This is a genomic window from Kitasatospora sp. NPDC049258 (assembly GCF_040678895.1).
Lineage (GTDB): Bacteria > Actinomycetota > Actinomycetes > Streptomycetales > Streptomycetaceae > Kitasatospora.
Genome location: NZ_JBFAQT010000010.1, coordinates 64,771 through 89,945 on the forward strand (window position 1 = coordinate 64,771; position 25,175 = coordinate 89,945).

The following is a 25,175-nucleotide window of genomic DNA, read 5'->3' on the forward strand; positions in this document are numbered from 1 at the left end:
GGCGACCGCGGCACGCACAGCAGGCCGGCCGCGTGACGGCCGCGACCGTGGTGCTGGTGCTCGGTCTGGCTCTGACCGGGGCCGCAACGGTGAGCCTCGCGACCTCGCACCGGAGCCCGGGGCCGGCCGCTGTCCAGGACATCGGGGACATACCCGGGCAGTCGGCCGGAGCGGCCGACCGCGGCGCCGCGGGCACCCCGTCGCTGGGTCGGGCGGCGCCGCCGGTGCGGATACGGATACCCCGGATCGGGGTGGACAGCGCTCTGACGGACCTGCAGGTCCAGGGCGACGGACACCTCGGTACGCCGGGCGACCCAGCGGTCGCCGGCTGGTGGAGCCAGGGGCCGACCCCCGGGAGCCCGGGCACCGCGGTGATCGTCGGCCACGTCGACTCCCTCACCGGACCGGCCGTCTTCGCCGGACTGTCCGTCCTGCGCCCCGGTGACACGATCACGGTCGACGCCCTGGACGGCACCTCCGGCCGCTTCACGGTCCAGGCCCTGCGCAGCTACGCCAAGGACGAGTTCCCCGACGACCTCGTCTTCGGCGACACCCCCGGCCCGAGCCTGCGGCTGATCACCTGCGGCGGCACCTACGACCGCACCAGCCAGGAGTACCTGTCCAATCTGGTGGTCTTCGCCACCTCGGCCGACAGCATGCCGAGCACTTCCGGCGCCTGAACAACCGTCCACGTCGCTCACTCACGGAGTTCGCCTTGACCCGACGCCACCGTCTGCTGTCCGCCGCCGTGGCCACCGTGCTCGGCGTCGGCCTGTTCCTCGTCGGCGGCCTCGGGCTCTCCCCCCGGGGAGGCGATCGGACCACCACCGCGCGAGCGGACACCGACCGTGCCGCAGCCGGTGTCGGCCTGGGCGCGGACATCCGCGGCCTGCAGGAGCACCTCAGAGCGGTCCCCGGCGACGCCCTCGCGATGGCCTCCCTCGGCCTGGCCTACGTCCAGCAGGCCAAGATCACCGCCGACCCGTCCTACTACCCCAAGGCGGAAGAAGTCCTCGCCCGATCGCTCAGCACGGATCCGGCGGAGAACTTCACCGCCATGGCCGGCATGGCCGCCCTCGACGCCGCCCGGCACGACTTCACCGCGGCCCTCGACTGGTCCCGGCGGGCGATCGCCGTCAACCCGGACAGCTCCACCCTGTACGGGACCCTCGCCGACGCCTACACCCAACTCGGCCGCTACCCCGAGTCGTTCGACGCGGTGCAGCGCATGGTCGACCTCAAGCCGGGCACCCCGTCGCTGGCCCGCGCCTCCTACACCTGGGAGCTACGCGGCGACCCGGCGGCGGCCACCATGAACATGAAACGCGCCCTCGACGATGCCAACAGCCCCGCCGACCAGGCCTTCGCCCGCTACCACCTCAGCCAGCTCGCCCTCGACAACGGCGACCCGAAGGCCGCGCTCACCCACGCGGAAGCCGGCCTGCGCAGCGCCCCCGGCACCGCATCCCTCCTGGAGGCCAGGGCCAAGGCCGAAGCCGCCCTCGGCGACAGCGCCTCCGCCGTCGCCGACCTCCAGCGCGCCGTCGGCCAGGTCCCCCAACCCGAGTACGTCCTCGAACTCGGCGAGCTGCTCCAGTCCCTGGGCCGCAACCCCGAGGCGGAGCAGCAGTACCAGGTGTTCCGCGCCGAACAGAAGCTGTTCACCGACAACGGTGTGGCCCTGGACACCGACGCGGCGCTGTTCGAGGCCGACCACGGCGACCCCGGGGCAGCCCTCGCCATCGCCGAACAGGGCCTGAGGACCAGGCCGTTCCTCGAGATGCACGACGCCTACGCCTGGGCCCTGCACGTCAACGGCCGCGACCAGGAGGCACTCGAGCAGTCCGACGAGGCCTTGGCCCTCGGGACGCGCAACGCCCTCTTCCACTACCACCGCGCCGAGATCCTGCGGCGGCTCGAGCGGCCGGCCGACGCACGGACCGAGTTGGAGACCGCGCTGGCGATCAACGCCGCCTTCCATCCGCTGCACGCCCCGGCCGCGCGCGCCGCACTGACCGCGCTCGGAAGCACAGGCTGAGGGCGGCCGCTCCGGCTACCGCTTCGGCTGCGCCACGTGGCGCGGGTCACCGCCGAGGGTGGCGTACAGCTCGGTCCAGCGGCGGTCGGTGGCAGTCGGTGGCTTGCCGTCGCAGTACGCCTTGGTGCCGTTGGCCGTGTAGAAGCGCATCATCTCCAGCACCGATCGCGGATCGGACTTCTCGCCACCGGTGTACTTGGCGCCCGGGTCCTGACTCTGGTGCTGGATGCAGGTCGGGGAGGGTGTGCCGGGCCGGGCGTCGAAGCTGCCGTCCGGCTCGGCGCCGCACGCCGCCAGCAGCGGGGCGGCGAGAAGGATCAGACTCAGCAGACGGCGGGTGGTCACGATGATCGGCCTCCGGTACGGGCTGGTGTTCAGAGGGTGGCGGGGAGGCTGCGCACGACCAGCCCCACTCCCACGGTCAGGATGAGCAGCGCGGTCAGCAGGGCGCTGTAGGGTGCGATTCGGTGCAGCCGGCCCAGGATCGGGCCGTCCGCCGCGCCCGCGAGCCGGTCGCCGAGGCGGACGAGGAGCAGGCCGACGGCGGTCAGGGTGGCGGCCATACCGAGGCCGTAGGCGACCACCAGGGCCGCGCCGAAGAGTGTCCGGCCGAGTGCCACGGCGCCCAGCAGGACCACCAGGGCGGACGGGCTGGGGACCAGACCACCGGCGATGCCGAGACCGATGAGGCCGCGGCGGCCCGGGACGGCCGGGCCTTGATGGTGGCCGCCTCCGAACAGGCCGTGCCGATGGCCATGTTCGTGACCGTGATCGTGGTCGTGATGGCGACCATGGTCGTGATGGTGATCGTGCGAGTGCCCGTGCCCGTCAGGGTGAGCGTCATCATCGTGATGGTGGTCGCCGTGCGCGTGGTGGTCGTGCGGATGCGGGTGGTCGTGGGCGTGGGCGTGGTGCCCGGTCGATGCCGCCGACGCGTGCGCGAGTACCCGCTCCGGTTCGCCGTGCGGGTGTGCCGGGGTGTTCGGACGGCTGCCGCGCCGCCGGAGCGCGTCCCTCAGTAGACCTGCGCCGACGACGGCGACCAGCGCGCCGCTGAGCACGCCCAGCCAGCCGAGCAGCAGATCGCCGGCCAGCGAGGAGAACGCGCTCAGGCACAGGCCGATGACGAGGACGCCGGCGGTGTGGGTCACCGTCACAGTGGCCCCCACGGTGACCGCGTCGCGGGTGCGGCCGCGGCGGCCCGCCAGGTAGGCCGCCATCACCGTCTTGCCGTGCCCGGGCAGCAGCGCGTGCCCGGCACCCAGCACGATCGAGAGCAGCACGGCGAGCAGGCCGAGCGGGACGGTGAGGCGCCGGGCCGCGCCGAGTTCGGTGAGTCGGGCGTCGAGGCCGGCGAGCCAGGCCGTGGGCCCGGAACCCTCCGCCCTGACGGCCGTACCCGGAGCCGAACCCCCGCTGCCGCCGGGCCGCGCGCGGAACTGGGCGTGGGTGACGCCGCTGGGGCTGTCGAGCAGGTCGCGGGGGTAGTCCCGCAGCTCCTCGGAGACCGAACGGGCCGGGACGTCCGACCGGTCGAGGGTGGTGCCGTCGCCGCGGGCGGTGATCTCGTTCCACCCCACCCGGCTCGGGTCGCTCCCGCTGGCGACCCGTAGGGTGAGGCCGCTGGCCGGGATGCGCAGGCCGGCTCGCAGCCGGCACTCCAGCCTGCTGGTGCGCAGCCCGGCCGCGCCGTCCTCGTAGTTGAACTGCGCCGAGCCGGTACTCCAGGACAGCGGTGTTGTGGCCTGATCCGTGGTCACCTCAAGGCGCTGCGCGGCCTCCGCGCACCGGTCGGAGGCCCAGGTGGTGCGCTCGGCGTCGTCGACCGTGCCGTCGCCGTTGCGGTCGACCTTCGGCTGCTCCTGGAGGGTGGGGATCTCGGCGGCGTCGGTGACGGCGAGGACTTCGAGGCTGTCGGGGTGGACGGTGAAGCCGAGGTAGTGGTTGAGGGAGAAGTTCCCCAACGGATGGGCGCCGGCGACGGGTGCGGCAAGGCCGAGCAGGAGCAGCGCGCCTGACACCGCCGTGCCTGTCCGGGCGAGGAATCGTGGGACTGCCACGCTGGGCCTCCGGGGACGGGGCCGGCTGCCACGGCGGCGAGGCCCGGCCCGGCGGGAAGGGGGACGAAGGGGGACGAGGGCTGGTCAGCCCGACGCACACCATCCGGGGCCGCAGGCGTCCGCGGATTGGCACCACTCCGTCTTGGGCGCTCGCGCCACTCGACCGGAGCATTGCCTCCGGACACCCGTTCCCGTCGACAGAACTGCCGATCGACTACTGGTCCACCGGCCGGTTTCCCTGCCGTACCGGCTCCGCCGGGGTCGAGCGGAACCGGGGCGCCCCGTCCCGGATCCGGGCTCGGTGCGCCCGGGCGGGTGACATCGCTGGTCCATGGGGGTGAGGCGACCAGTCCGCCCCAGCCCCGCTCACGAAGTGCTGACGGGATCCGGTCCACAGTGCCGAGTGCGGCTGCGCAGCCGGATCCTCGCCCCGCGGCCGCTCCGGCCCGGGGCGGGATCGTCCCCGTCACGGAATCGAGAACCCCACCCGCATGAACGTCACGCACCGACCTGCCCGCAGAAGCTCCGCCGCCCGCACGGCGGCGATCCTCACCACCATGAGCCTGGCCCTGGCCAGCAGCGCGATCCTCGGCGCCGGGGCAGGTGTCAGCACCGCCTCCAGCCACCGCGAGGCCCCGCTCATCGCCGCCGACCCGCAGGTCGACAACACCGACGTGTACGCCTTCACCAGCCCCGACAACCAGGACACCGTCACCCTCGTCGCCAACTGGCTCCCGTTCCAGGAGCCCAACGGCGGACCGAACTTCTACCCCTGGGCCGACGGCGCCCACTACGACATCAACATCGACTCCCAGGGCACCGGCAAGCCCGACCTGACCTACCGCTGGACCTTCCACACCGAGGACCAGCGCGGCACCAACACCTTCCTCTACAACAACGGTGTCGTGAACAACCTCACCGACCCCACCCTGCTGTTCCGCCAGTACTACACGCTCCAGGAGCTGCGCCCCGGCTGCGACCCGGTCACCCTGGTCGAGCACGGCACCGCCGCCCCGTCCGACACCGGCCGGGCCTCGATGCCCAACTACGCCGGGCTGCGCCAGCAGGCCACCGTCCAACTGCCTGGCGGTGGGCAGACGGTGGCGACCCAGGCGGCCGACCCGTTCTTCCTCGACCTGCGGGTCTTCGACCTGCTCTACGGCGGCAACCTCTCCGAGGTCGGCCAGAACACCCTGGCCGGGTACAACGTCAACTCGCTCTCCATCCAGGTGCCCAAGAGCCGCCTGGCCTACAAGGGCGACCCCACCCGCAACCCGGTCATCGGCGTCTGGTCCAGCACCGAGAAGCAGACCCTCAAGCTCAGCCCCGGCAAGGCCACCCCGTCGGGCAAGTTCGTCCAGGTCTCCCGCCTGGGCAACCCGCTGGTCAACGAGGTCGTGCTGCCCGCCGGGCTCAAGGACGCCTTCAACTCCCTGCCGCCGTCCGAGGACCACAACCAGCCCGCCGTGGTCGACAAGGTCCTCAACCCGGAGGTACCGCAGCTGATCCAGGCCATCTACGGCCTGCCCGCCCCCGCCACCCCGCGCACCGACCTCCAGGAGATCTTCCTCACCGGGATCGCCAAGGCCACCGGCGGCCCCTTCCAGGTGGACCTCAACTCGCAGCTGCTGAACAAGGACATCAACCCCGACTGCTTCGTGCCGGCGGAGGAGCTGCGGCTCAACATGTCCACCCCGGTCACCCCGAACCCGGACCGGCTCGGCGTCCTCGACGGCGACTTCCAGGGCTTCCCCAACGGCCGCCGCCTGACCGACGACGTGGTCGACATCGCCCTGCAGGTCATGGAGGGCGCCACGCCGGGCCACCTGATCGCCGCCCTCGCGGCCGGCGACAAGGTCAACACCGCCGACAAGCCGTTCGGCACCACCTTCCCGTACATCGCGCTGCCGTACGACAAGGCCGTCAACCAGCCCAACTGACCGACGCCGCCGTGCGGGTGACCGGTGCCATGCCGCCGGCCACCCGCACGGCCGCCGCTCCTGCCCGCCGCTCCACCGAAAGGCCTTCATGCGCCGCCTGCCGCTGCTGATCACCACCATCGCGCTGTGCGGCGGCCTCGCGGCACTCGGCGCGCTCGACCGGGGCGGGCCGGGCTCAGCGCGCCCGTCGACAGCGGCCGCCCGCCGTCCGGGCGCCGCGGCGGCCGGCGACAGTTCGCTGGCCAAGGCGATCTCCGCCGACCAGCAGCGGCTGCGGCAGCGGCCGGACGACGCGGCGGGGTGGGCCCGGCTCGGCGCCGAGTACGTCGAGCAGGCACGACTCACCGCCGACCCGTCCTACTACCCCAAGGCCGACGAGGCCCTCAACCGCTCCCTCGCGCTGGCCCCGCAGGCCAATGCCGACGCCCTCACCGGCCTGGGCGCGCTCGCCAACGCCCGCCATCTCTTCGACCGGGCCCGCGACTTCGCCGACCGGGCGGTCGCCGCCTCCCCGGCGCACTGGCCGGCCTACGCCGTGCTGGCCGACGCCCGGACCCAGCTCGGCGACGACGCGGGCGCCACCGAGGCGGTCCAGCAGCTGCTGGACCGCAGACCTGGCACCGCGTCCTTCACCCGCGCCGCCTACGACCTCGAACAGCACGGCCGCACCGACGACGCCCGCGCCGCACTGCGCCAAGCCCTCGACGGCGCCTACGACCCCGCCGACAAGGCCTTCTGCCGGTACCAGATCGCCGAACTCGACCGGAACTCCGGCCGCACCCAGGACGCCCTCACCGGCTACCGACAGGCCCTGGACACCAACCCCGGCTACACCCCCGCCCTCGCCGGCCGGGCCCGCGCCGAAGCCGGCCTCGGCCTGGCCGAGGACGCCGTGCGCGACTACACCGCCGCCATCGCCGCCGTCCCCCTCCCGCAGTACCTGCTCGAACTCGGCGAGCTCCAGGAATCCCTCGACCACCCCGACCAGGCCCGGGCGCAGTACCGGCTGCTGACCGCCGAGCAGCAACTCGCCACCGCCAACGGCGTGGTCGACGACCTGACCCTCGGCCAGTACCAGGCCGACCACGGCGACCCCGCCGAGGCCGTCCGCCTGCTGCGCGCCGAATGGGCCCGCCGGCAGAACGTCCTGGTCGCCGACGCCCTCGCCTGGGCCCTGCACCGCACCGGCGCGGACACCGAAGCCCTCGGCCTCGCCCGGCGGGCCCGGGCCCACGGCTGGCACAACGCCCTCTTCGACTACCACCTCGGCGAGATCGAGCACGCCCTCGGCCGCACCGACGACGCCCGCACCCACCTCGCCGAGGCCCTCGCCACCGACCCGGCCTTCAACCCGCTCCAGGCCCCACGGGCCCGCGGCACGCTCGCCGCCCTGCACTGAGACCGACCACGGCCGGAGCCGGAGGGTCAGCGCGGGTCGACGATCTCCGGCGCGAAGATGGTGCCCAGCGGCTCGGGGCCGATGTACTGCTGGCAGTTGCACGGCCGCGGCTCGTACCGCAGCGGCTTGCGCTCGGCGTCCCAGGCCGTCGGTGCCTCGACCACCTCGTGGCACTTGCCCTGCTTGTCGTGCTTGGCCAGGTGGTGGGTGCAGCCACAGACGGGCTCCGGCGGACGGTGCGCCGCGTCGAGCGCGAGCTGCCGCCGTTCAGCGGCCTGCTGCAGGTCCAGCTTCCGCTCGTGACGCGTCTTCAGCGCCCCTCGGACACTGTCGCCGACCCACCCCCCGCCGACCAGCACGGCGGGAATCACCGCCCATATCCAGCCACCCATGGCCACAGCTCCCCACTGTTCGAAGACCCCACAGCTTACGACCGGCCCCGGCGACCGGCCGGACCAGGTCGTGGGTCCACGGGATGCCCGGTCACGTCGGATGCGCTGTCGTGGCCGACCGCCGGCACGCTACCCCGCGTCGCGCGGCGAGAGCCGCTGCGTGATCCGGTCGAACAGCTCCGCCAGCGACTCGCCGACCTCCCGGCCGAACTCGGTCAGCCCGTAGGTGACCTGGGGCGGCGTCGTCGGCTCGACCTGCCGCCAGACCAGCCCGTCCTGGACCAGCGCGCGCAGGGTCTGGGCGAGCATCTTCTCGCTGATGCCCCGGATGCTCTCGCGCAGCTCGTAGAACCGAAGGTCGTTGCTCCGCAAGGAGATCAGCACCCAGACGCCCCATCTGCTGGTGACGTGGTCGACCACCTCGCGCGCGGGGCAGTCGGTGTGAAACACCTCATACCGCTCTGCTACCTCGGCCCTTGTGTGCTGCGCGCTTCCGGTCACGTACTGAGCTTACCCAGAGGTATGTCCTTACCAAGAGTTAGCCCGGCTCCTAGCGTGGCGGCCACGGAAGACATCCGACAAGGAGCTGATCATGATCGTGGTGACCGGGGCTACCGGGAATGTGGGCCGGCCGTTGACGCGGGCGTTGGCCGCGGCGGGCCGGCAGGTGACGGCGGTGTCCCGGCACCCGGCGGCGGTGCCGGACGGCGTCCGCCACCTGGTGGCCGACCTGGCCGAGCCGGCCGGTCTCGCGCCCGCGCTGACCGGGGCGAAGGCGCTGTTCCTGCTGCTGTCCGGCGACTTGCACGCCATCGGAGCCGGCCCGGCCGAGATCATCGGCCGGGCCGCGGCCGGCGGGGTCCGCCGGGTCGTCCTGCTCTCCACCCAGGGCGTGGCGACCAGGCCCTTCGGCCCGACGCGGATCGCGATGCGCGCGCTGGAGGATGCGCTGCGGGGGTCCGACCTGGAGTGGACCATCCTGCGGCCGGGCGGCTTCGCCTCCAACGCCCTGTGGTGGAGCGGGTCCATCCGCGCGCAGCGGGTCGTCGCCGCCCCCTTCGGCGACGTCGGGCTGCCGATCGTCGACCCGGCGGACATCGCCGAGGTCGCGGCGGCCTGCCTGCTGGAGGACCGGCACACCGGCGGCGTGTACGAGCTGACCGGCCCGGAGGTGATCACGCCGCGCCAGCAGGCGGCGGCCATCGCCGCCGCGCTGGGCTCGCCGGTGCGGTTCCGCGACCTCACCCGCGACGAGGCCAAGGCCGCCATGGCCCGGAGCATGCCGGCGGAGCTCGCCGAGGACACCCTGACCATCCTCGGTGCCCCGAACCCGGCGGAGCTGCGAATCAGCCCGGACATCCAGCGGGTGCTCGGCCGCGCCCCGCGCCCGTTCGCCGACTGGGCCGCCCGCAATGTCGCCGCGTTCCGCTGAGACGGCTCCGCCGTAACTGCGCTGCGGCGGAGAGTCCCTGAGAGGGGATCAGCCCGGTGCGGGAGCGGCCGCGGCGCCGGGGTCGACTCCCCCGTCCTCCTCTTCCGGTCCTTCGAGCTGGTGGATCAGGGTCTTGAGGGTCGCGATCTCGTCGTGCAGGGCCTTCTTGCCCGCCTTGGTGAGCTGGATCCAGGTGCGGGCCCGTTTCCCCTCGTAGCCCTTGTCGATCGTGACCAGACCCGCCTTCTCCAGGACCCCGAGGTGCTGGGACAGATTGCCGGCGGTCAGAGCGAGCGTGCCGCGCAGGAACGTGAACTCCACCCGCCGGGCCTGCTTGGCCACCGCGAGGATGCCCAGGCGGACCCGTTGGTGCACGACGTCGTCGAGGCCGCTGGTGGGGTGGTCGGTCATCCGGCCGACCGCCCCTGGACCCGTTGCAGCAGGGCGAGGCCGACAGCGCCGAACAGCAGCACACCGCCACCGAGCAGGAGGCTCGGGAGGAAGCCCCACGGTGACGGGCCGGGCTGGCCGCCGGAGCCGAGCATGACGGCCAGGTACGCGCAGGCGATCGCGAGCAGCGGCCAGCTGCGCTCGATCCGGGCGAGCAGCAGGAGCGCCAGGCCGATCGTGCCGGCCGGGCTCACCACCGTGTCGAAGAACAGGACGACGGGCGACGGTCCGCGAAGACCAGTGGGGAACTCCGGGTACAGGGCCGTCAACGACACGTAGACGGTGATGAGCACGACCAGGGCGATCCCCAGTGCCAGGTACGGCCCGACCCGCGTGCCCAGCCCGCGCCGGTCGGAACGGCGCAGGTAGAACCAGCCGATCGCGGCATAGGCGAGCAGCAGCGCCACCGGCCAGTACCACATCGCCGGCGGCAGGTCGCGGGCGTCGGGGTCGCCCTGGCCGTACCGGACCACCGGCGCCGCGGCGACTCGCACGACGGCGAAGACGAGGAGGGGGAACCACGCGCCGCGCTGCTCGCGGCGGACCTGGTTGACAAGGGCCCGCTTCATCGCCAGGAGGTGGCGGGGATCGCTCGGGGACGGGACGGGATGTGTCGTCATGTCAGAAGGTTTGCATGGCAAACCAATTGTGTCCAGAGATCTGTTTGCCATGCGGTCACTTCGGTCGCGGCAGGCGTCGTGGACCCCCGAGCGGCGCCCCGGCAGGAACCGACCCGGTGCGGCGCACGTCTCTCGCACCATGACTTCCGACGAGCAGCAGGAGCACGCGAGCTCCGCCGGCTCCACCACGGCGTCCGAGGTGACTGCGGGCCCGCCGAGGGTCAACGACTACAACAGCTTCGCCGAGGGGTACTCGGCGGAGAACGAGACCAACCTCGTCAACGGCCACTACGAGCGGCCCGCGATGCTGGCCCTCGCCGGAGACGTGGCCGGCCGGCGGATCCTCGACGCCGGCTGCGGCTCCGGGCCCCTGTTCGCGGCGCTGCGCGACCGTGGCGCCGTCGTGAGCGGCTTCGACGCGAGTACCGGAATGCTGGCGCTGGCCCGGCGGCGGCTCGGCGAGGGTGCGGACCTGCGGGTGGTCGACCTGGGCGGCCCGCTGCCCTACCCCGACGGCACGTTCGACGACGTGGTCGCCTCCCTGGTGCTGCACTACCTGGAGGACTGGGGGCCGGCGCTGGCCGAGCTGCGACGCGTCCTCAAACCCGGCGGCCGGCTGATCGCGTCCGTCGACCATCCCTTCGTCGTCAGCCTCATGCACCGCCAGGCCGGCCGCGAGGCCGAGTACAACTACTTCGACACCACCAACTGGACCGAAGAGTGGACCATGGGCGGGCAGAGCGCCCTGATCGGTCTCTGGCACAGGCCGCTGCACGCGATGGTCGAGGCCTTCACCGCGGCAGGTTTCCGGATCACGGTCATCAGCGAGCCGGAGCCCGATCCGGCCGCCCGCGAGCTGTTTCCCGAGGTAGCGGCCGAGCCGCGCTTCCTGTGCTTCCTGTTCTTCGTCCTGCAGGCCGACCCGGCCGGCTCGACCGGCTCGACCGGCTCCGACGACTGATCAGGTGGCCGGGCTCCCGGAGGTGCGGAGGGTTCGGCGGATGGCGTTGCGGAGCCAGTGGTGGCCCCGGTCGGCCGCGTGGCGGGGGTGCCAGGCCATGCCGATGGTCACGGGCGGCATGGCCAGCGGGATGTCCAGGAGGTGCAGTCCGAGGGCGACGGCGTCGCCGGTGAGGGGCGAGGGGGCGGCGCCGGGGAGTGCGGCCGGCACCAGGCAGACGATGTCGCTGCGAGCGGCGAGGGCCATGGCGGCCAGGTGGCCGGGGAGGACGATGCTGACCCGCCGCTGAAGGTTCTGCTCGGCCAGGGCGGCGTCGAGGGGGCCGGTGAACCGGCCGCGGCGGCTGACCGCGACATGGTGGGCGGCGGCGAGCCGGGCCGGGGTCAGGGGTCCTTCGGTCAGCGGATGGCCGGGCCGGACGGCCGCCATCATGCGGAGGGTGACCAGCTCCTCGACCCTGGTCTCGGGGTCCACATGGTCGATGGACCCGACCTCCAGGTCGATCCGGCCGTCGCGCAGGGCGGGGCCGGCCTCCAACTCCTCGGCCAGGAGCCGGAACGAGACCCCCGGCGCCTCCTGCTCGGCCAGGCGCAGCAGGCCCGGGGCCAGTGCGGCACCGACCAGGTCGGCGGTCTGGAGGGTGAAGGTGCTGCGCAGGGTGGCCGGGTCGACGCCGGCCTCGGGGCTGAGCAGGGCCCCGAGGCGCTGCACCACGGCTGCGGCCTCCTCGCGCAGGGCCTGGGCGCGCGGGGTGGGGACCATGGTCTGCCCGGCCCGGACCAGCAGCGGATCCTGCAGGGTGCGGCGCAGGCGGGCGAGCGTGCGGCTCATGGCGGCGGGCGAGGTGTGCAGGCGGGCGGCGGCCCGGGTGACGCTGTGCTCGGCCAGCAGGGCGTCCAACGCGACGGCGAGATTGGCGTCGAGGGCCGGATCCGGGCTGTTCACCAGCATCATTCCATTTCTGTCAATGATTCCGTGCTGAAGTTCCCATTGTGGCATCACCGAGGTCCTCAGCAGGATGAGGGGCGTACCGAACAGCACGACCTGCGAGGTTTTCATGATCGTCATTACTGCTCCCACCGGGAACATCGGCCGTTCCCTGCTCTCCCGACTCCTGGAGTCCGGCCCCGCCGCGGGCGAGGAACTGCGCGTGATCGTGCGCGACCCCGCCCGGCTGCCGGACGCGGCGCGCGGGCAGGTCGAGGTGATCGTCGGCTCGCACGGGGACGCCGAGGTCGTCGACCGGGCCTTCGAGGGGGCGGACGCCGTCTTCTGGCTGGTCCCCCCGGACGCCTCGCTGACCCCGCAGGACGCCTACCTCGCCTTCAGCGGACCCGCCGTCAGGGCGCTCGCCGCCCACGGCGTGGGCCATGTCGTCGGCGTCTCCGCGCTCGGCCGCGGCACCCCGCTCGCCGACCGGGCCGGTCTCGTCACCACCTCCCTCGCCCTGGACGACCTCATCGCCGGCAGCGGCGTCGCCTACCGGGCCCTGGCCAACCCGTCGTTCTTCGAGAACCTCCTGGAGGAGGCCGACTCGATCCGCGAGAAGGGCGTCTTCACCGACTCCGTCGACGCCGACCGCAAGGCCCCGCTGGTCGCCACCGCCGACATCGCGGCCGTGGCCGCCGACCTGCTGCTGGACCGCTCGTGGACCGGCACCGGCAGCGTCCCGGTCGTCGGGCCGCAGGACCTGTCCCCCAACGATCTGGCCCGGATCATGACCGAACAGCTCGGCCGCCCCGTCCGCTACGAGCGCCAGCCGCTCGACGAGCTGTACACCACCCTCGTCGGCTACGGCCTCGACGAGGAATTCGTCCAGGGCATCGTCGACATGAAGCGGGCCAAGGACCAGGGCCTGGACGCCGGCGTCGCCCGCACCCCGGACACCGCCGCCCGCACCGGCTTCGAGCAGTGGTGCGCCCGGACCCTCAAGCCCGCCGTCCGCTCCTGAAGGCCCACCACCGAAAGCCCGTCACCCGCCCTCTTGGAGGCACCTGATGTCCGCTGAAACGACCGAGCCACCGGTCACGGCGTTCATGCTCGTCAAGACCACCCCCGAGTGGCTCGCCCTGACCGTCCAGGAACGCGTCGACGCCTTCACCACCCAGGTGTTGCCCGTCATCAAGGCCCGGACCACCGGCGTCCGGTCACGCTTCTACGACACCGAGTTCTACTCCACCCGTGTCACCGACGTCTGGGTGTGGGAGGCCGACGACCACCACGCCTACCAGCTCCTCATCGACGCACTGCGCGAAACCCCGTTCTGGGACCGCTACTTCGAGATCGTCGAGCTCCTCGTCGGTACCGAGAACGGGTACGCCCGCACCTACGGCCTCGAACCCGTCGCCACCATCACCACCTGACCCACCGCCCACCCGGCACCAACGCCCCGGTGCCCTCCGGCCACTTGGCCGGAGGGCACCTCCGTGCGGGAGCGTCGCCCGCCCGCCCCGGAACGGCCGATCAGTGGCGGTCGCCCGGGCGGTGGACGCTGAGCTCGCCGTAGGCCGGCAGGACGCCGGCCAGGTCGCCGGGCTTGTCCCGCAGCGTGGCCTCCAGGAAGGCGAGGGTGGCTGCGGCGACGACGCGCGGGCTCTCGGTGCGGCCCAGCGAGCCGACTATCGAGGGCACCGGCGGCAGGTACAGCGGGCCGTCCATGAACGTGAGATGGGCGGCGCCGGGGATGGTGATCCGGTAGCTCGTCGCGGTGCTGGAGTCGAGCGCCTCGGTGAGGCGGGGCAGGTAGCGCGGGTCGGTCGCCGGGGTGACGGCCTGGGTGAGCGCGAGCGCCGGCCGGTCGAGGGCGGGCGAGGTGGGGCCGTGGGGGTAGCCGTCCAGATCGACGACGGCGTCGAACCGGCGGTCCTGCCGGGCCGCCTGCAGGGCGGCGGCGCCCCCCAGGGAGTGACCGGTCACCGCGACCCGGCCGGTGTCCAGGCGCCCGCTCAGCGGGTCGGCGGGCTCACCCCGGTCCAGAGCGTCCAGCTGGGTGAGGACGAAGCCGAGGTCGGCGGCTCGGACCGCGGTCCAACCGGCCGCCAGCTCTTCGTCCTTGTCCCGGTCGCCGCTGGAGGAGGTCTCGGAGGTGACCGTCCGGCCGTCGGCGAGGACGACGGCGGCGGAGTCGTACGGATGGTCGAGGGCGGCGACCAGATAGCCGTGGCTGGCCAGTTCCTCCGCCCAGGCGGTGTTCTGGGTGCGCACTCCGCCCGACCCGGGGGAGAACAGCACGACGGGGAACCGTCCCCCGCAGCCGTCCACCGGGGCGTTGAAGACCGAGTGGCTGCGGGCCCGCGGCACGCCGTCGACCAGGAAGCCCGGCAGGCCGACCCCGCGGGCGAGGGCGTCGGAGACGGTGCGCGCCTCGTGCTCCGTGCGTCCGAGGTACTGGGCCCGCTGCACGCCTGCGGGGCTCCGCTGCGCGGGGTACCAGAGTTGGACCACGACCGTGCGCCGGTCGTCCGGATCGGCCGTGAAGGTCTCGGGGCGGAGCGGGTCGGTCCACTGCACCACCCGGGTGCCGACCGCGAAGTCGCCCGACGGCTCGGGGAAGACGGGGACGGGAAAGGCCCAGGCGGCCACCGGGCCCGTGGCGATCAGACCGACGCAGGCCACCGATCCCGGCAACGCCAGCCACCAGCGGGCCCGCCACACCGGCCGGCCGGTACGGCGTCGCAGCAGGGGGAAGAGGGCGAACGGCAACGCGAAGGCGCCGCCCGCCAGGACCGGCAGCATCTGCCAGCGGATCCCCGCCACACCCAGCGCGATCGCGGACAGCAGCAGAACCGCCCCCGCCGCGATCGTCACGCGCGGGCGGGCGGCGGGGGGAAGCCAGCGCGCCACCACCAGGACGACGGCGCCCAGCAGCGCGAGGATTTCCAGGGGGGACATGGTCGGTCCTTCGATGATCTCGGTCACCCGGCCATCCTCGGCGCCGGGCCCGCGCCGCCACATCGATCCCGGGTCGCCACCGGGTGCGACCGGGGTCGCAATCCGCGGCGGGCCCGCTGCGACCGCAGCAGCAATCGAGCCCACCCGATCGCCGGCCGCCTTGCGACCACGGGAGGTAGCGGGGCTCCTCCTGCGGGCGTATCCCGGCGCGGTGACATCAGACCGTGGACTCATGTGCCGCGTGGGGCGCACGGCCTACCGTGACAGCACCGCGCTACGTGCCGGGCAGCGCGAGGCGTACATTTCCCGTACCCGACCCGGATCCGGCGGTACGCGGTGGCAGCCCCGGCCGGGGCCACCATGATGCCGAATCGACAGGGACGAGCGATGACCGAGGCGGCCGCGGAACCCGGCACTGCCGACCGGGTACGCCACCGGGACGAGGTGCGGGTGCGGTGGGCGACGGCGGCCTCCCGACTGCCGCCCGTGGTGCGGGACTCGCTGCTGCCGACGCTGCTGCTCCTCGACGTGGTGACCACCTACGCGCCCCAGGAGCTGCCGGTGCGCGTGGCCCTCACCGCCGCCCTGGCACTTCCCCTGCTGTGGCGGCGCCGGGCCCCGCTCACCGTGTTCGGCGCCGTGGCGGCCGCCGCCTTCGTCCAGTGGCTGATGGACGTCCAACTGCCGGCGGACATCGCCCTGCTGGTGGCGCTCTACACGGTGGCGGCGAACTCGGGCCGGCGCGGCACGCTCGTCGCCGGCGCCGTCGTGGAGGCGGGGGCCCTGCTGGCCTGCCTGCGCTGGGCGACGGACGGCGCGTTCCTGACCCCCTTCGTCGCGGTCAGCGCGCTGGTCGTCGCCGCCGCCGTCCTCGGGGTGAACGTACGGACCACCCGCGCCTACCTCGCGGCCCTGGAGGAACGGGCCGCCCGCCTGGAGCAGGAACGGGAACAGCGGGCGCGGCTGGCCGTCGCCGAGGAACGGACCCGTATCACCCGGGAGATGCACGACATCGTCACCCACAACCTGTCCGTCATGGTCGCGCTCACCGACGCCGCCGTCTACGCGCAGCACCGCTCGCCCGAGCGGACCACCACCGCGATGCTCCAGGTCGCCGAGACGGGGCGGCAGGCCCTGACCGACATGCGGCGCTCGTTGGGCATCCTGCGGACCGACGAACCGGACGCGGAGCGCCACCCGCTGCCCGGCATCGCCCAACTGGAGGCCCTCGCCGACCAGATGTGCGCCGCCGGGCTGCCGACCGGCGTCGAGGTCCAGGGCGGCCACACCCACATCCCCGCCACCGCACAACTCACCGTCTACCGCCTGGTACAGGAAGCCTTGACCAACACCCTCAAGCACACACCCACCGGCACCCACGCGAAGGTCCGGATCCGGTGCACGACCGGGACCGTCACCGTGGACGTCACCGACAGCGGCCCCTGCCCACCGCTTCCCGCCGCCGCACCGTCCGGCCACGGCATCCCCGGCATGCGCGAGCGCTCGGCCGCCTACGGGGGGACGTTGCAGGCCGGACCGCTTCCGGGCGGCGGCTGGGCGGTCCGTACCCGCCTCCTCCTTGACGGCGACGGAGCGGCGTCCGCATGACGATCCGGATCCTGATCGCCGACGACGAAGCACTCCTCCGGATGGCCTTCAGCACGGTCCTGGAGGCCCAACCCGACATGGCACCGGTCGGCGAAGCCGCGGACGGCGCCGAGGCCGTCCGCCTCGCCCGGGAGCTGCGCCCCGATGTCGTCCTCATGGACGTCCGGATGCCCGGGACCGACGGGATCGAGGCGACCCGGCAGGTCGTCGAGGTCGCCCCGCGGAGCAGAGTGCTGATCCTCACCACCTTCGACCTGGACGAGTACGCCTTCGCCGGACTCAACGCCGGAGCCTCGGGCTTCCTGCTGAAGAACACCAGGCCCGAGGAGTTGCTCACCGCGATACGCAGCGTCTCCGCGGGCGACGCGGTGGTCTCCCCGCGGATCACCCGCCGCCTGCTGGAGAGCTTCCGCCCGCACATCCCCGACGGCAGCGGCGCCGCCCGCGACGAGCGGCTGGGCCGGCTCAGCGCCCGTGAACGCGAGGTGCTCGTCCAGGTGGGCCGCGGCCTGTCCAACACCGAGATCGCGGCCGCCCTGTACCTCGCGGAGGCGACCGTGAAGTCCCACCTGGGGCGGATCCTGCACAAGCTCGAACTCCGCGACCGGATCCAGGCCGTGATCTTCGCCTACGAGAGCCGCCTCATCCACCCGGCCTGACACCGCCGTCAACGCGCTCCTGCACCAGTCCCGGACCGGCTGCCAGAAGGACCACGCCACCGTTGTCGCTGACGTCAGGGCGGCGGCCCGCGCCGGGGCGAGCGGCTCGCCCGCCCCGACGGGGTGAGCTCACCTGATGAACTCGTGGACCACCTTCGGCGGCCGGATACCCAAGAGGTCACCGGCGAGGACCGGGTGGAAGCCCTCGTCGTCCAGGACAACCGCACCCGCGAGCAGGAGGTGCTGGCGGCCCGTGCCCTGTTCATCTTCATCGGCGCGCGCCCCGCCACCTCCTGGCTCGCCGCCGCCGTCACCCTGGACAGACGCGGCTTCATTCCGACCGGGCAGGACGTGGACCATCTGGCAGCGGACCTCTGGAAGCCCCTGGGCCGCGCCCCACTCGCCCTGGAGACCGGTCTGCCCGGGGTCTTCGCCGTCGGCGACGTCCGCAGCGGCTCGGTCAAGCGGGTGGCCTCCGCAGTAGGCGAGGGCGCCATGGCCATCGACGCGAGAAGGTGAAATGCCATGCCCGTCATGGGTATCCCCAAGTTCGAGCGCTTCTTCCGCGCAGCCGCCGGACTCGATGTCAACAAGAACGACCTCAAGCGCTACAACGATTTCGTGGACGCCAAGCTCTACGACCTCTGTCTCATCGGAATGGCCAATGCCAAGGCCAACGACCGGGACATCATCGAGCCGCAGGACCTCCCCGTCACCAAAGGCCTGCAGGAGAGTATTCACACTTTCAAAAAGCTGGAGGAGGGCATCGAACTACGCCCGCTGCTCGACCAGCTCGCAGCCCGCCCCGCCCTCGGCATGGAGGCCGCCGAGGACACCCAGCAGCGGCTGCCCGTCCTGGCCGGCGGCCTCAGTGTCGCCCTCGCCCGCGCCCTCAAAACCATCGCCCGCGACACCCGCCGCCCCTCCACGGAGCAGTGGGATGAGGCCTTCGAACTCTTCGACCTGCTGATCTGAGCGGGGCATCCACCAGGCCGGCGGTTCCGTCGGCCGTGCCGGGCCCTCGCTGGTACCGGAGACGATCAGCAAGGTCCCCATTCCGCAAGTACCAATAGCCTGACTTACCGATAACAACGGCCCACTGTTCGTCTGTCATGTCAGTGGGGTGGCGCTGCTCACCTGTCCCGTTGTCCGTGGGCTGGCGGAACGGCTACGGCTCCACCCACACCGACACGCTCTCCCAGTCGGTCACCATCCCGGCCGGCTGCCACGCCACCCTCAGCGTCTACCTGCACATCGACACGGCCGAGTCCGGCTCGACCGCCTACGACAAGCTGACCGTCCAGGCCGACTCCACCGCCCTGGCCGGCCTCGGCAACGCCAACGCCGCCGCCTGCTACACGCTGCGCAGCTACGCGGTCTCCGCCTTCGCCGGCCAGAGTGTCACCGTCAAGTTCACCGGCACCGAGGACAGCTCCCTGCAGACCAGCTTCGTGATCGACGGCACCACCCTCAACATCTCCTGACCCGCGAACAGTCGGGGCCGCAGCGCGTAGGCTGCGGCCCCGTCCTTGTTCAGAGCCTGATCAGTCCGCGCTCGTAGGCGCGGACCACCTGGCGGGGGACGAGCTGCTCGCGTCCGTCGACGGTGATCGGGACGAGCTGCGGCGCGGCGGCCATTCGGGTGGTCGAGGTGTACGGCAGCAGGGCCATCTCGCGGGCGTTCTTGATCGCCCGTACTCCGCGTCAGCCTCGCGCAGGGCCCGGGTCAGGCCCGGTGCCTTGCGGGCGAGGAGGTCGGTGACCTGGTGCACGTAGGCGTGCGCGGTGCCGACGCTGATCCGGAAGCCGGCCGCGATCTGGGCGACGGTGTCGTGCCTGCGCAGATACACCAGCGCGACCAGCGCCCGCTGGGAGGGTCGGAGCTTGCACCGCCGGTCACCCTCCCGAGTGACGATCAGCATCGTGACCCACTCGACGAGCGCGTGCGGCAGGTCAAGCGCGCCAGCACAGGTGACCAACGAGGCCCCCTGGCTGGTTGCTTGAGACGTGAGACATCTCGCTCACCCGCCCGGGAGCCTCGTTCGTTCTGCCCTCATGCCGACCGCACGGCCATCACCCGATCGGGGCCTGCCCTGAAAAGGCTCACTGCGGACGGTATGCACGAAACGCCTGCCACAGTCCAGAAGACGAATGCGCCGAAAAATCCCCACTCCCGCGATTTTCGGCGCATACTGCAAGGAATGCCGAAATCTGTAGCAGTCCGCCGCGCCCTGCCCACCAGCCCCTTCAAGGCCCGGATCGAAGCGCCGCGCAAGCACTTCGCCGTCGGCGACCGCGTCACCCACGACACGTACGGCCTCGGCCGGGCCATCGGAGTCGAAGGCGACAGCGACATCGCGGTACTCGTCGACTTCGGATCGCGACGCGAACGCATCACCCAGCCCTACGCCGCGATGTTCAAGCTCTGACCCAGGACCAACGCGGCTCTGGGCCCGGGAGGGGACGCGCGACGCGGAGCCGGCCGTGCGCCCTCTCCCGGATCGAACGGGCACCCGCCACTCCACCTATGGGGCGGCACCGACGATGACCGGCAAGGCACGTGACGAGCCGTCATCGATGGCCCGCCATGGGCTGGGCAGGCGGTAAACTCGGCGTGTGGATGACAAACATCTGTTTGAGTCCGTCTGCGCAGTGCTCTCCCGCCGAGGGTTCGAACCGGCATCGCCCCAGGCCGCCGGGCTCTCCGCCCGGCACCGTCCGGGAACCGGCCTGGTACTGAGATGGAGTCCGGGCCAGGACCTGATCGGCCCCACCCTCCAGGCTCGTCCGCATCCCGCCGACGCCGCCGGGCGCACCGAGTTCCGCGGAATCCGCAGCGCGCTCATGCTGGCCATGTCGGAAATCCTCCGCGCAGCGGGCTTCACCGTCATCGCCCTCGGAACCGACCTGATCGTGACCGCCGGACCGCACGATCCCGGCGCCACCCAGGACCCCGCGGCTGCTTCCACCTGCCCCGCGCCGCGGCGCAGCCGACCCACGCGCCAGGCCGCCGCCGCGTAGCAGCCGGCGCAAGGCCCGTGTCTGTCATGGCCGCCGCCCCAGACAGGTGTGCGCCGGAGGCCGTGTCCTATCCTGGGGTTCATGTCGAACCCTGACGGGCTGCTCGTCGACATCGCCGCGATGGTCGAGTCCGAGCACAGCAACCAGATGTCCCTGACCGTGGTGGTTCCCGGAGCGGTGATCACCGGCAGGCTCGCGCCGGTGACCCTGTGGTGGGAGCGGGTGGCGGAGGTCCTCCAGGCATCGGAGCACCTGAAGCCGTTCGCCGCCCTCTTCGCCCCGCCCGCCGATGACCCGCCCACACGGCCCACCCATCTCCACCTCCACCGGGCGAAGATCCTGCAGGGCGACTTCGCGCTGCCGCACACCGGCGGCATGTACCGCATCGCGATCGAAGACATCAGCAGCTGGACGGTCGGAGACTTCAGCTACTCCGACATCTGACAGCCACGGCAGGCCGCACAGGCACTTTCCTGCCCTCGGAGAACAGCACCACGTCGTGGCAGTGGGTCCTGCCCATGTCCGCGCCCGCCCCCGGGGAAGCAGGACCGGCCGGAGCCCCCAGCTCGGAACGCCGCTCCGCTGGCCGCTTTCAGAAGCAGCCCCAGCCGGTGAAGAAGGTGCTGGTGTGTCATCAGGTGGCAAGCGAAGCAGGTAGCGGACCGGGCTGTAGCTGCCGAAAGGGGCGACTGACAGGGCGCTCGCGTTCAAGGCTGGCGCGAGGAGTGCTTCTATGTCGTGGGTCCACAGGTGGTCTCGGCTCGACAGGCGCTCGCCGCAGGAGCGTGGTGCGGGTCTCAGGCCACAGGGCCTGGACGCGGACGGCGCCGGTGGTATCGCGCTCGAACTCGATTCTGCCGACTTCCGGGTAGGGCTTGCGGGGATGGTGCGCTGGTAGGGCACGAGTGTGGGAGGCGGGATGATGAGCAGCATCTTGGCAGGCATGGGTGTGCTCGGGATCCGGGGTGGGGTCGGTCTGGTCGTTGGCGGCGCGGCCGGGGTAGTCAGCTTGCAGCGCCGAGCTGGCGTCGGGCAAGGTCTCCGAGGCGTTCGGCGAGGGCCTTCGCGGCGCGGGCCCCGGCCGAGGTGTGCTTGGTCCCGGGCGTGCAGAGGTGGAAGAACCGCTGGGCAAGGCTGGTGAGGCGCCACATCGCGAGGGCGTCGTGGGCGGGGATCGTGCGGGTCCAGCCGCCCTCTGGGCCGATGCGGTGGGTGATGCCGGCGCGGTGGGCGAGCAGCAGTCGGTCGTCCGCCTCGTTGCCGGTGCAGTCGTCCGGGAGTCGTCCACTGCGGGTCAGCCACTCGCAGAAGGGGCTGGGCAGGACGAGGGTCCATCGGCGGCTGGAGACGGCGTGGTGGCGGGCCTGCTCGGCGTAGGCCGCGGCGTAGCCCATGTGGCGGTGCACGGCCTCCGGGTCGGTGTCGATTGCCTGCAGGGCCCAGTCGTAGCCGCAGGTGGCGTGCTCGTGGTGGCGGCGGGCGGAAGGGCCGAGGGTCTCGTCGGCGGCGCTGCGGCGGTGCTTGTCTCGGGCGGTCTGGAGGTCACCGGGGGTGGCGGGTCCGGGCGCGGGTGTGGTTGGGGTGGACATGGCGGCCCTTGCGTTGGGGCCGGGCCGCTTGGGGCGGGCCGGCCGTGGGCTGGGGGTCTGCCGTTGGTACATCGAGGATCCCGCTGTGGGCCTTCGGGTGGATCAGCCGGCGTAGGAGCTGAGGAAGTCGCGGGCGGTCGCGGAGTCCCGGCGTCGGGCGAGTCGCGCGCAGAAGCTGTCCAAGACCCGGGGGGAACCTCAGGCCGTGGCGTCCACCGGTTGGTAAACTGCGCGAAGGTGTGCCGGGAAGTCTGGTCGGCGCGGGGGACGGACTGCGGCGGCCGGCAGCAGCGCCCCCGGTCAGTGGATCCGGGGTTCGACAGATGCGTGCGGTGGGTACCGTCCTCCTTCTCGTGGTGCTCGCGACGGCGGTGGCCACCGGCGCCCGGCGGTGGCGGATCCCGGCGCCCTCACTGCTCGTGCTGGCAGGTCTCGCGGTGGCCCTGATACCTGGAACGCCGGCACTGCGCATCGCACCGGAGACCATCGGCCTTGTGGTCCTCCCGCCGCTGCTGTACGCCTCGGCCGAGGAGCTCTCGCTGCGGGATCTGCGGTCGGTGTGGCGCCCGGTGACGGTGCTGGCCTTCGGCCTGGTGCTGGCCTCGGCCGCGGCCGTCGGCGCCCTGGCCGTGGCGGTCACGCCGCTTTCGGCGCCGATGGCCTTCGTCCTCGGCGCGGTGCTGGCCAGCACCGACCCGGTCGCGGTGACCGCGCTCGGCCGCCGGCTGGCGCTCCCGGGACGGGTGCAGGTCCTGGTACAGGCGGAGAGCCTGTTCAACGACGCCACCTCACTGGTGCTCTTCCGGGTCGCGGTCACGGTCGCGGTGGCTTCGGCCGCGGTGAGCTGGCAGGCGGCGGGCGGGCAGTTCCTGCTGCTGGCCGGCGGCGGAATCGCGGTCGGCGCCGCGGTCGCCGGCGTCGTGGCCCTGATCCGCCGCCGCACCGTGGACCCGGTACTGGAGACCGTCATCGCCCTGGTGACACCGTACGGGGCCTATGTACTCGCCGAGTCCGCGCACAGCTCCGGCGTCACCGCCGTCGTGGTGGCCGGAGTACTACTCGGACGCTCCGGCCACCGGTTCAGTGACGCCCGGATCCGCCTCCAGTTGCACGCCGTGTACGCCGTGGTCGTCTTCCTGCTGGAGAGTGTGGTCTTCAGCATCGTGGGCCTCGAGCTGCCCACCCTGGTGGGCGAACTGCCTGCCGGCGCCGGCTGGTGGCCGGTGCAGGCACTCGCGATCTCCGCGGCACTGATCGGCCTGCGCGTCCTTTGGATGCTCCCGATGTCGGCCGCGGTCCGGCCGACCGGCGGCCGGCCGTCCTGGCGGGTGGCCGCCGTGGTGACCTGGGCCGGCACGCGGGGGGTGATGCCGCTCGCCGCCGCGCTGTCGATCCCGCTCATTGCGGAGGACGGGACCGCACTGGCCGGACGCCCGCTGGTGCTGGTCCTCACCACGGCCGTCGTGGTGTTCACCCTGGTGGTCCAGGGCCTGAGCCTCGCCCCCGTGGTGAACCGCTCGGGCCTGGCCCTCGAGCCCGCGCACACCGCCCGGGAGGAGGCCGAGGCCCGCGACACCATCGCCCGCGCCGGAATCACTCACCTCGACCACCTCACCGACCTCGAGACCATCCCCGGCCACGTGCTCGACCGGATCCGCCGCGGCCTGGAAGCCCGCATCCAGCACCCCGAAGGCCCGGACGACGGCCGCCCCGGGTCGGACCTCGCCGTCTACCGGGAGGTACGTCACGAGGTCATCGCCGTCCAGGAGACGGAACTGCGCCGGCTCTACGACGACCACCGGATCAGCGACACCACCCGCCGCCGACTCCAGCGGGACCTGGATCTGGAGGAGGCGGGACTCGGCGGCAGGTGAGCCACGCGGAGCGGCGGATCCCGGTAGCCGAAGGCGGTGGCGGGGACGTCGGCGCCGCCGAGCTTGGCGACGCCGTGGGCGCCGAGGGCGGCCATCGACAGGCCGGTGGATACCACGCCGGTGGCGACGGCGGCGGTGCCGAGGACCGCGGCCAGTGGCGGGACCTCCACGGTGGGGGCCGCTGCGCCGGCCAGGGCGAGCGAGGCGATGCCCATCATGCTGCAGGCGTTGCTCAGCGCGTCGCCCACTGCCTTGATCGCGTTGGCGTGCTCCTGTACCCAGGCCATCGCGTCGCCCGCGAGCTTGAGGTGGAACGCGGCGAGGTCCTTCACCCCGTTCGTCAGCTCGGCGAACCAGTCGGGCCCGTCCGGGGCCTGGTCGCCGGCGGCGACGACGGCGCGGGCCGCCTGTTCGGCGAGGCGGTCGTGGTCGACCCTCAGTTGCTCGGCCTGGGCGGTGATCGCTTCCAGCTCGGCGTCGGCGGTGTTCAGCCGGGCCTGGGCGGCGCGCATCCGGGCGGTGGCGTCCTCGGCGTGCCGCTCGTCGGGGAACCAGCGGCCGGCCCAGTCGAGCGCGGGATCGTCGGCGGCCCGGTCGCGCCCGCGCTTGGCGACCTTGGCCTGGGCCTCCTGGTCGTCGGCCTTCTGCTTCAAAGCCGCCGGCTGGTCGTGCCAGGCGGCCAGGGTGCGGTGGGCGGAGGAGAACGAGGCGTGTGCGACGTCGAGCTGGCCGGGGAGCCGGGCGATCCGGGCGGAGAAGGCGTCCGCGGCCCTCCCCTGCCAGGCCTGGCCGTTGTCCGCGGCCCGCAGAACGCTCGCCCGGGCGTCCTCGAGTTCCTTGGCCGCCTGGTGGAGGTCCTGCACCAGGGTCTGGACGCCCGGCAGGCTGCCGGGCGCGGGGTCGAAGCCGAGGACGTCGAAGCCGTCCCGGTCGACGGAGCTGCCCCAGCCGGGGAAGCCGGTCATCGACATCAGGCCGCCTGCCCCGCCATCGCGATGCGGACGGCCTCGTCGGCCTGCCGGCCGCTGCGGGCGGTGGCGGTCATGCCCTCACCGATTGCGTTCAGTGACTCGTTGAGCTGCTTCAGGCCGTACTTCCAGCTGTCCGCGAACGTCTCGCAGGCTCCGTCGAGCTGCAGGTGGCCGGTCACGTTGGGTGCCGATCTCTCGAGGGCATGCATCGCCCCGGCCATGCTGCCGGTGGCCTCGCGCAATCCTTGGCGACCTGGTCGAGCTCGTCGG

General features: G+C 72.7%; 28 protein-coding genes and 2 pseudogenes. 17 read left to right on the forward strand and 13 right to left on the reverse strand.

All coding sequences use genetic code 11. The features are described from left to right. Window positions 1-32: 32 nt before the first annotated feature. Together AB0K43_RS11310 and AB0K43_RS11315 are read left to right on the forward strand one after the other, a co-directional pair. The gene (locus tag AB0K43_RS11310; RefSeq protein ID WP_363638282.1) at window positions 33-680 is read left to right on the forward strand and encodes a class F sortase; all 648 of its coding nucleotides are present in this window, start codon (window positions 33-35) and stop codon (window positions 678-680) included. A gap of 35 nt (window positions 681-715) precedes the next feature. Then, entirely contained in the window at window positions 716-2,038 is a 1,323-nt protein-coding gene (locus AB0K43_RS11315; RefSeq protein WP_363638284.1) for a tetratricopeptide repeat protein, read from the forward strand. A gap of 15 nt (window positions 2,039-2,053) precedes the next feature. Here AB0K43_RS11315 and AB0K43_RS11320 read toward each other — a convergent pair whose 3' ends face one another. Both AB0K43_RS11320 and AB0K43_RS11325 read right to left on the reverse strand, forming a co-directional pair. Then, entirely contained in the window at window positions 2,054-2,383 is a 330-nt protein-coding gene (locus tag AB0K43_RS11320; RefSeq protein WP_363638286.1) for a hypothetical protein, read from the reverse strand. A 29-nt stretch (window positions 2,384-2,412) separates the two neighbouring features. After that, on the reverse strand, window positions 2,413-4,098 hold the full coding sequence (locus tag AB0K43_RS11325) for a high frequency lysogenization protein HflD (protein WP_363638288.1): 1,686 nt from the start codon (window positions 4,096-4,098) through the stop codon (window positions 2,413-2,415). 491 nt (window positions 4,099-4,589) lie between these two features. Between AB0K43_RS11325 and AB0K43_RS11330 the strand changes: the two genes are divergently transcribed. Then, the gene (locus AB0K43_RS11330) at window positions 4,590-6,038 is read left to right on the forward strand and encodes a DUF4331 domain-containing protein (RefSeq protein ID WP_363638290.1); all 1,449 of its coding nucleotides are present in this window, start codon (window positions 4,590-4,592) and stop codon (window positions 6,036-6,038) included. Window positions 6,039-6,126: 88 nt separating this feature from the next. Further along, on the forward strand, window positions 6,127-7,437 hold the full coding sequence (locus AB0K43_RS11335) for a hypothetical protein (protein ID WP_363638292.1): 1,311 nt from the start codon (window positions 6,127-6,129) through the stop codon (window positions 7,435-7,437). Window positions 7,438-7,463: 26 nt separating this feature from the next. On the opposite strand, the gene AB0K43_RS11340 is transcribed toward AB0K43_RS11335, so the two are convergent. Both AB0K43_RS11340 and AB0K43_RS11345 read right to left on the reverse strand, forming a co-directional pair. After that, entirely contained in the window at window positions 7,464-7,829 is a 366-nt protein-coding gene (locus AB0K43_RS11340; RefSeq protein WP_363638294.1) for a hypothetical protein, read from the reverse strand. A 129-nt stretch (window positions 7,830-7,958) separates the two neighbouring features. After that, a complete protein-coding gene (locus AB0K43_RS11345) occupies window positions 7,959-8,279 on the reverse strand; it encodes a helix-turn-helix domain-containing protein (RefSeq protein ID WP_363638296.1) in 321 nt (106 codons plus the stop codon). Window positions 8,280-8,421: 142 nt separating this feature from the next. Between AB0K43_RS11345 and AB0K43_RS11350 the strand changes: the two genes are divergently transcribed. Next, the gene (locus AB0K43_RS11350) at window positions 8,422-9,261 is read left to right on the forward strand and encodes an NAD(P)H-binding protein (protein WP_363638298.1); all 840 of its coding nucleotides are present in this window, start codon (window positions 8,422-8,424) and stop codon (window positions 9,259-9,261) included. 48 nt (window positions 9,262-9,309) lie between these two features. On the opposite strand, the gene AB0K43_RS11355 is transcribed toward AB0K43_RS11350, so the two are convergent. Both AB0K43_RS11355 and AB0K43_RS11360 read right to left on the reverse strand, forming a co-directional pair. Beyond that, window positions 9,310-9,672 carry a transcriptional regulator gene (locus AB0K43_RS11355; RefSeq protein WP_363638300.1) on the reverse strand — a complete coding sequence of 121 codons (363 nt, stop codon included), beginning with the start codon at window positions 9,670-9,672 and terminating at the stop codon, window positions 9,310-9,312. Continuing rightward, complete coding sequence (locus tag AB0K43_RS11360; RefSeq protein ID WP_363638302.1) at window positions 9,669-10,331, reverse strand: hypothetical protein; 663 nt, start codon at window positions 10,329-10,331, stop codon at window positions 9,669-9,671. The genes AB0K43_RS11355 and AB0K43_RS11360 overlap by 4 nt, the downstream gene beginning before the upstream one ends. 139 nt (window positions 10,332-10,470) lie before the next feature. Between AB0K43_RS11360 and AB0K43_RS11365 the strand changes: the two genes are divergently transcribed. Further along, the gene (locus tag AB0K43_RS11365; protein WP_363638303.1) at window positions 10,471-11,292 is read left to right on the forward strand and encodes a class I SAM-dependent methyltransferase; all 822 of its coding nucleotides are present in this window, start codon (window positions 10,471-10,473) and stop codon (window positions 11,290-11,292) included. Here AB0K43_RS11365 and AB0K43_RS11370 read toward each other — a convergent pair whose 3' ends face one another. Beyond that, entirely contained in the window at window positions 11,293-12,246 is a 954-nt protein-coding gene (locus AB0K43_RS11370) for a LysR family transcriptional regulator (RefSeq protein WP_363638305.1), read from the reverse strand. 103 nt (window positions 12,247-12,349) lie between these two features. Here AB0K43_RS11370 and AB0K43_RS11375 point away from each other — a divergent pair, with 103 nt between their 5' ends. Together AB0K43_RS11375 and AB0K43_RS11380 are read left to right on the forward strand one after the other, a co-directional pair. Further along, window positions 12,350-13,243, forward strand: a complete 894-nt coding sequence (locus AB0K43_RS11375) for an NAD(P)H-binding protein (RefSeq protein ID WP_363638307.1) — start codon at window positions 12,350-12,352, stop codon at window positions 13,241-13,243. Between the two features lie 46 nt (window positions 13,244-13,289). Then, window positions 13,290-13,655 (forward strand): darcynin family protein, encoded by a 366-nt coding sequence (locus AB0K43_RS11380; protein WP_363638309.1) that lies wholly within the window; start codon window positions 13,290-13,292, stop codon window positions 13,653-13,655. A 100-nt stretch (window positions 13,656-13,755) separates the two neighbouring features. On the opposite strand, the gene AB0K43_RS11385 is transcribed toward AB0K43_RS11380, so the two are convergent. Beyond that, entirely contained in the window at window positions 13,756-15,183 is a 1,428-nt protein-coding gene (locus AB0K43_RS11385) for a hypothetical protein (RefSeq protein ID WP_363638311.1), read from the reverse strand. Window positions 15,184-15,570: 387 nt separating this feature from the next. On the opposite strand from AB0K43_RS11385, the gene AB0K43_RS11390 reads away from it, so the two are divergent. The 5 genes and pseudogenes from AB0K43_RS11390 to AB0K43_RS11410 all read left to right on the forward strand — a co-directional run. Beyond that, on the forward strand, window positions 15,571-16,791 hold the full coding sequence (locus AB0K43_RS11390; RefSeq protein WP_363638313.1) for a histidine kinase: 1,221 nt from the start codon (window positions 15,571-15,573) through the stop codon (window positions 16,789-16,791). Continuing rightward, window positions 16,788-17,450, forward strand: coding sequence for a response regulator transcription factor (locus AB0K43_RS11395; protein WP_363638315.1), 663 nt, complete (start codon window positions 16,788-16,790; stop codon window positions 17,448-17,450). Before AB0K43_RS11390 ends, AB0K43_RS11395 begins: the two co-directional genes overlap by 4 nt. A gap of 144 nt (window positions 17,451-17,594) precedes the next feature. Continuing rightward, complete coding sequence (locus AB0K43_RS11400) at window positions 17,595-17,969, forward strand: FAD-dependent oxidoreductase (protein WP_363638317.1); 375 nt, start codon at window positions 17,595-17,597, stop codon at window positions 17,967-17,969. 15 nt (window positions 17,970-17,984) lie between these two features. Then, window positions 17,985-18,425: a DUF1931 family protein gene (locus tag AB0K43_RS11405; RefSeq protein ID WP_363638319.1), complete on the forward strand. Its 441-nt coding sequence runs from the start codon at window positions 17,985-17,987 to the stop codon at window positions 18,423-18,425. 188 nt (window positions 18,426-18,613) lie between these two features. After that, window positions 18,614-18,934, forward strand: a pseudogene (locus AB0K43_RS11410) (hypothetical protein); the annotation flags it as partial. Between the two features lie 49 nt (window positions 18,935-18,983). Here AB0K43_RS11410 and AB0K43_RS11415 read toward each other — a convergent pair. Then, on the reverse strand, window positions 18,984-19,121 hold the full coding sequence (locus tag AB0K43_RS11415; protein ID WP_363638513.1) for a hypothetical protein: 138 nt from the start codon (window positions 19,119-19,121) through the stop codon (window positions 18,984-18,986). Window positions 19,122-19,144: 23 nt separating this feature from the next. Beyond that, window positions 19,145-19,372, reverse strand: a pseudogene (locus AB0K43_RS11420) (transposase family protein); the annotation flags it as partial. Between the two features lie 279 nt (window positions 19,373-19,651). On the opposite strand from AB0K43_RS11420, the gene AB0K43_RS11425 reads away from it, so the two are divergent. From AB0K43_RS11425 to AB0K43_RS11435, 3 genes are all read left to right on the forward strand, one after another. After that, on the forward strand, window positions 19,652-19,879 hold the full coding sequence (locus AB0K43_RS11425; protein WP_363638321.1) for a hypothetical protein: 228 nt from the start codon (window positions 19,652-19,654) through the stop codon (window positions 19,877-19,879). Window positions 19,880-20,066: 187 nt separating this feature from the next. Then, a complete protein-coding gene (locus AB0K43_RS11430) occupies window positions 20,067-20,471 on the forward strand; it encodes a hypothetical protein (protein WP_363638323.1) in 405 nt (134 codons plus the stop codon). Window positions 20,472-20,552: 81 nt separating this feature from the next. Beyond that, window positions 20,553-20,915, forward strand: a complete 363-nt coding sequence (locus AB0K43_RS11435) for a hypothetical protein (protein ID WP_363638325.1) — start codon at window positions 20,553-20,555, stop codon at window positions 20,913-20,915. A gap of 560 nt (window positions 20,916-21,475) precedes the next feature. Here the strand turns inward: AB0K43_RS11435 and AB0K43_RS11440 are convergent. Next, entirely contained in the window at window positions 21,476-22,060 is a 585-nt protein-coding gene (locus AB0K43_RS11440; RefSeq protein WP_363638327.1) for a hypothetical protein, read from the reverse strand. Window positions 22,061-22,383: 323 nt separating this feature from the next. Between AB0K43_RS11440 and AB0K43_RS11445 the strand changes: the two genes are divergently transcribed. After that, the gene (locus tag AB0K43_RS11445; RefSeq protein WP_363638329.1) at window positions 22,384-23,934 is read left to right on the forward strand and encodes a Na+/H+ antiporter; all 1,551 of its coding nucleotides are present in this window, start codon (window positions 22,384-22,386) and stop codon (window positions 23,932-23,934) included. Here the strand turns inward: AB0K43_RS11445 and AB0K43_RS11450 are convergent. Both AB0K43_RS11450 and AB0K43_RS11455 read right to left on the reverse strand, forming a co-directional pair. Continuing rightward, the gene (locus AB0K43_RS11450) at window positions 23,847-24,905 is read right to left on the reverse strand and encodes a hypothetical protein (RefSeq protein WP_363638331.1); all 1,059 of its coding nucleotides are present in this window, start codon (window positions 24,903-24,905) and stop codon (window positions 23,847-23,849) included. The two genes, AB0K43_RS11445 and AB0K43_RS11450, sit on opposite strands and share 88 nt — an antisense overlap. Then, window positions 24,905-25,114 (reverse strand): hypothetical protein, encoded by a 210-nt coding sequence (locus AB0K43_RS11455; protein WP_363638333.1) that lies wholly within the window; start codon window positions 25,112-25,114, stop codon window positions 24,905-24,907. The genes AB0K43_RS11450 and AB0K43_RS11455 overlap by 1 nt, the downstream gene beginning before the upstream one ends. Between the last annotated feature and the right edge of the window lie 61 nt (window positions 25,115-25,175).

Excerpts from the sequence above, each read along its gene's own strand:
- AB0K43_RS11415 (WP_363638513.1), bottom strand. The coding sequence starts at position 19,121 with ATGGCCCTGCTGCCGTACACCTCGACCACCCGAATGGCCGCCGCGCCG.
- AB0K43_RS11375 (WP_363638307.1), top strand. The coding sequence starts at position 12,350 with ATGATCGTCATTACTGCTCCCACCGGGAACATCGGCCGTTCCCTGCTC.
- AB0K43_RS11330 (WP_363638290.1), top strand. The coding sequence starts at position 4,590 with ATGAACGTCACGCACCGACCTGCCCGCAGAAGCTCCGCCGCCCGCACG.
- AB0K43_RS11390 (WP_363638313.1), top strand. The coding sequence starts at position 15,571 with ATGACCGAGGCGGCCGCGGAACCCGGCACTGCCGACCGGGTACGCCAC.
- AB0K43_RS11450 (WP_363638331.1), bottom strand. The coding sequence starts at position 24,905 with ATGTCGATGACCGGCTTCCCCGGCTGGGGCAGCTCCGTCGACCGGGAC.
- AB0K43_RS11435 (WP_363638325.1), top strand. The coding sequence starts at position 20,553 with ATGTCGAACCCTGACGGGCTGCTCGTCGACATCGCCGCGATGGTCGAG.
- AB0K43_RS11405 (WP_363638319.1), top strand. The coding sequence starts at position 17,985 with ATGGGTATCCCCAAGTTCGAGCGCTTCTTCCGCGCAGCCGCCGGACTC.
- AB0K43_RS11455 (WP_363638333.1), bottom strand. The coding sequence starts at position 25,114 with ATGCATGCCCTCGAGAGATCGGCACCCAACGTGACCGGCCACCTGCAG.
- AB0K43_RS11445 (WP_363638329.1), top strand. The coding sequence starts at position 22,384 with ATGCGTGCGGTGGGTACCGTCCTCCTTCTCGTGGTGCTCGCGACGGCG.
- AB0K43_RS11385 (WP_363638311.1), bottom strand. The coding sequence starts at position 15,183 with ATGTCCCCCCTGGAAATCCTCGCGCTGCTGGGCGCCGTCGTCCTGGTG.
- AB0K43_RS11355 (WP_363638300.1), bottom strand. The coding sequence starts at position 9,672 with ATGACCGACCACCCCACCAGCGGCCTCGACGACGTCGTGCACCAACGG.
- AB0K43_RS11370 (WP_363638305.1), bottom strand. The coding sequence starts at position 12,246 with ATGATGCTGGTGAACAGCCCGGATCCGGCCCTCGACGCCAATCTCGCC.
- AB0K43_RS11380 (WP_363638309.1), top strand. The coding sequence starts at position 13,290 with ATGTCCGCTGAAACGACCGAGCCACCGGTCACGGCGTTCATGCTCGTC.
- AB0K43_RS11350 (WP_363638298.1), top strand. The coding sequence starts at position 8,422 with ATGATCGTGGTGACCGGGGCTACCGGGAATGTGGGCCGGCCGTTGACG.
- AB0K43_RS11440 (WP_363638327.1), bottom strand. The coding sequence starts at position 22,060 with ATGTCCACCCCAACCACACCCGCGCCCGGACCCGCCACCCCCGGTGAC.
- AB0K43_RS11365 (WP_363638303.1), top strand. The coding sequence starts at position 10,471 with ATGACTTCCGACGAGCAGCAGGAGCACGCGAGCTCCGCCGGCTCCACC.
- AB0K43_RS11395 (WP_363638315.1), top strand. The coding sequence starts at position 16,788 with ATGACGATCCGGATCCTGATCGCCGACGACGAAGCACTCCTCCGGATG.
- AB0K43_RS11360 (WP_363638302.1), bottom strand. The coding sequence starts at position 10,331 with ATGACGACACATCCCGTCCCGTCCCCGAGCGATCCCCGCCACCTCCTG.
- AB0K43_RS11335 (WP_363638292.1), top strand. The coding sequence starts at position 6,127 with ATGCGCCGCCTGCCGCTGCTGATCACCACCATCGCGCTGTGCGGCGGC.
- AB0K43_RS11340 (WP_363638294.1), bottom strand. The coding sequence starts at position 7,829 with ATGGGTGGCTGGATATGGGCGGTGATTCCCGCCGTGCTGGTCGGCGGG.
- AB0K43_RS11425 (WP_363638321.1), top strand. The coding sequence starts at position 19,652 with ATGCCGAAATCTGTAGCAGTCCGCCGCGCCCTGCCCACCAGCCCCTTC.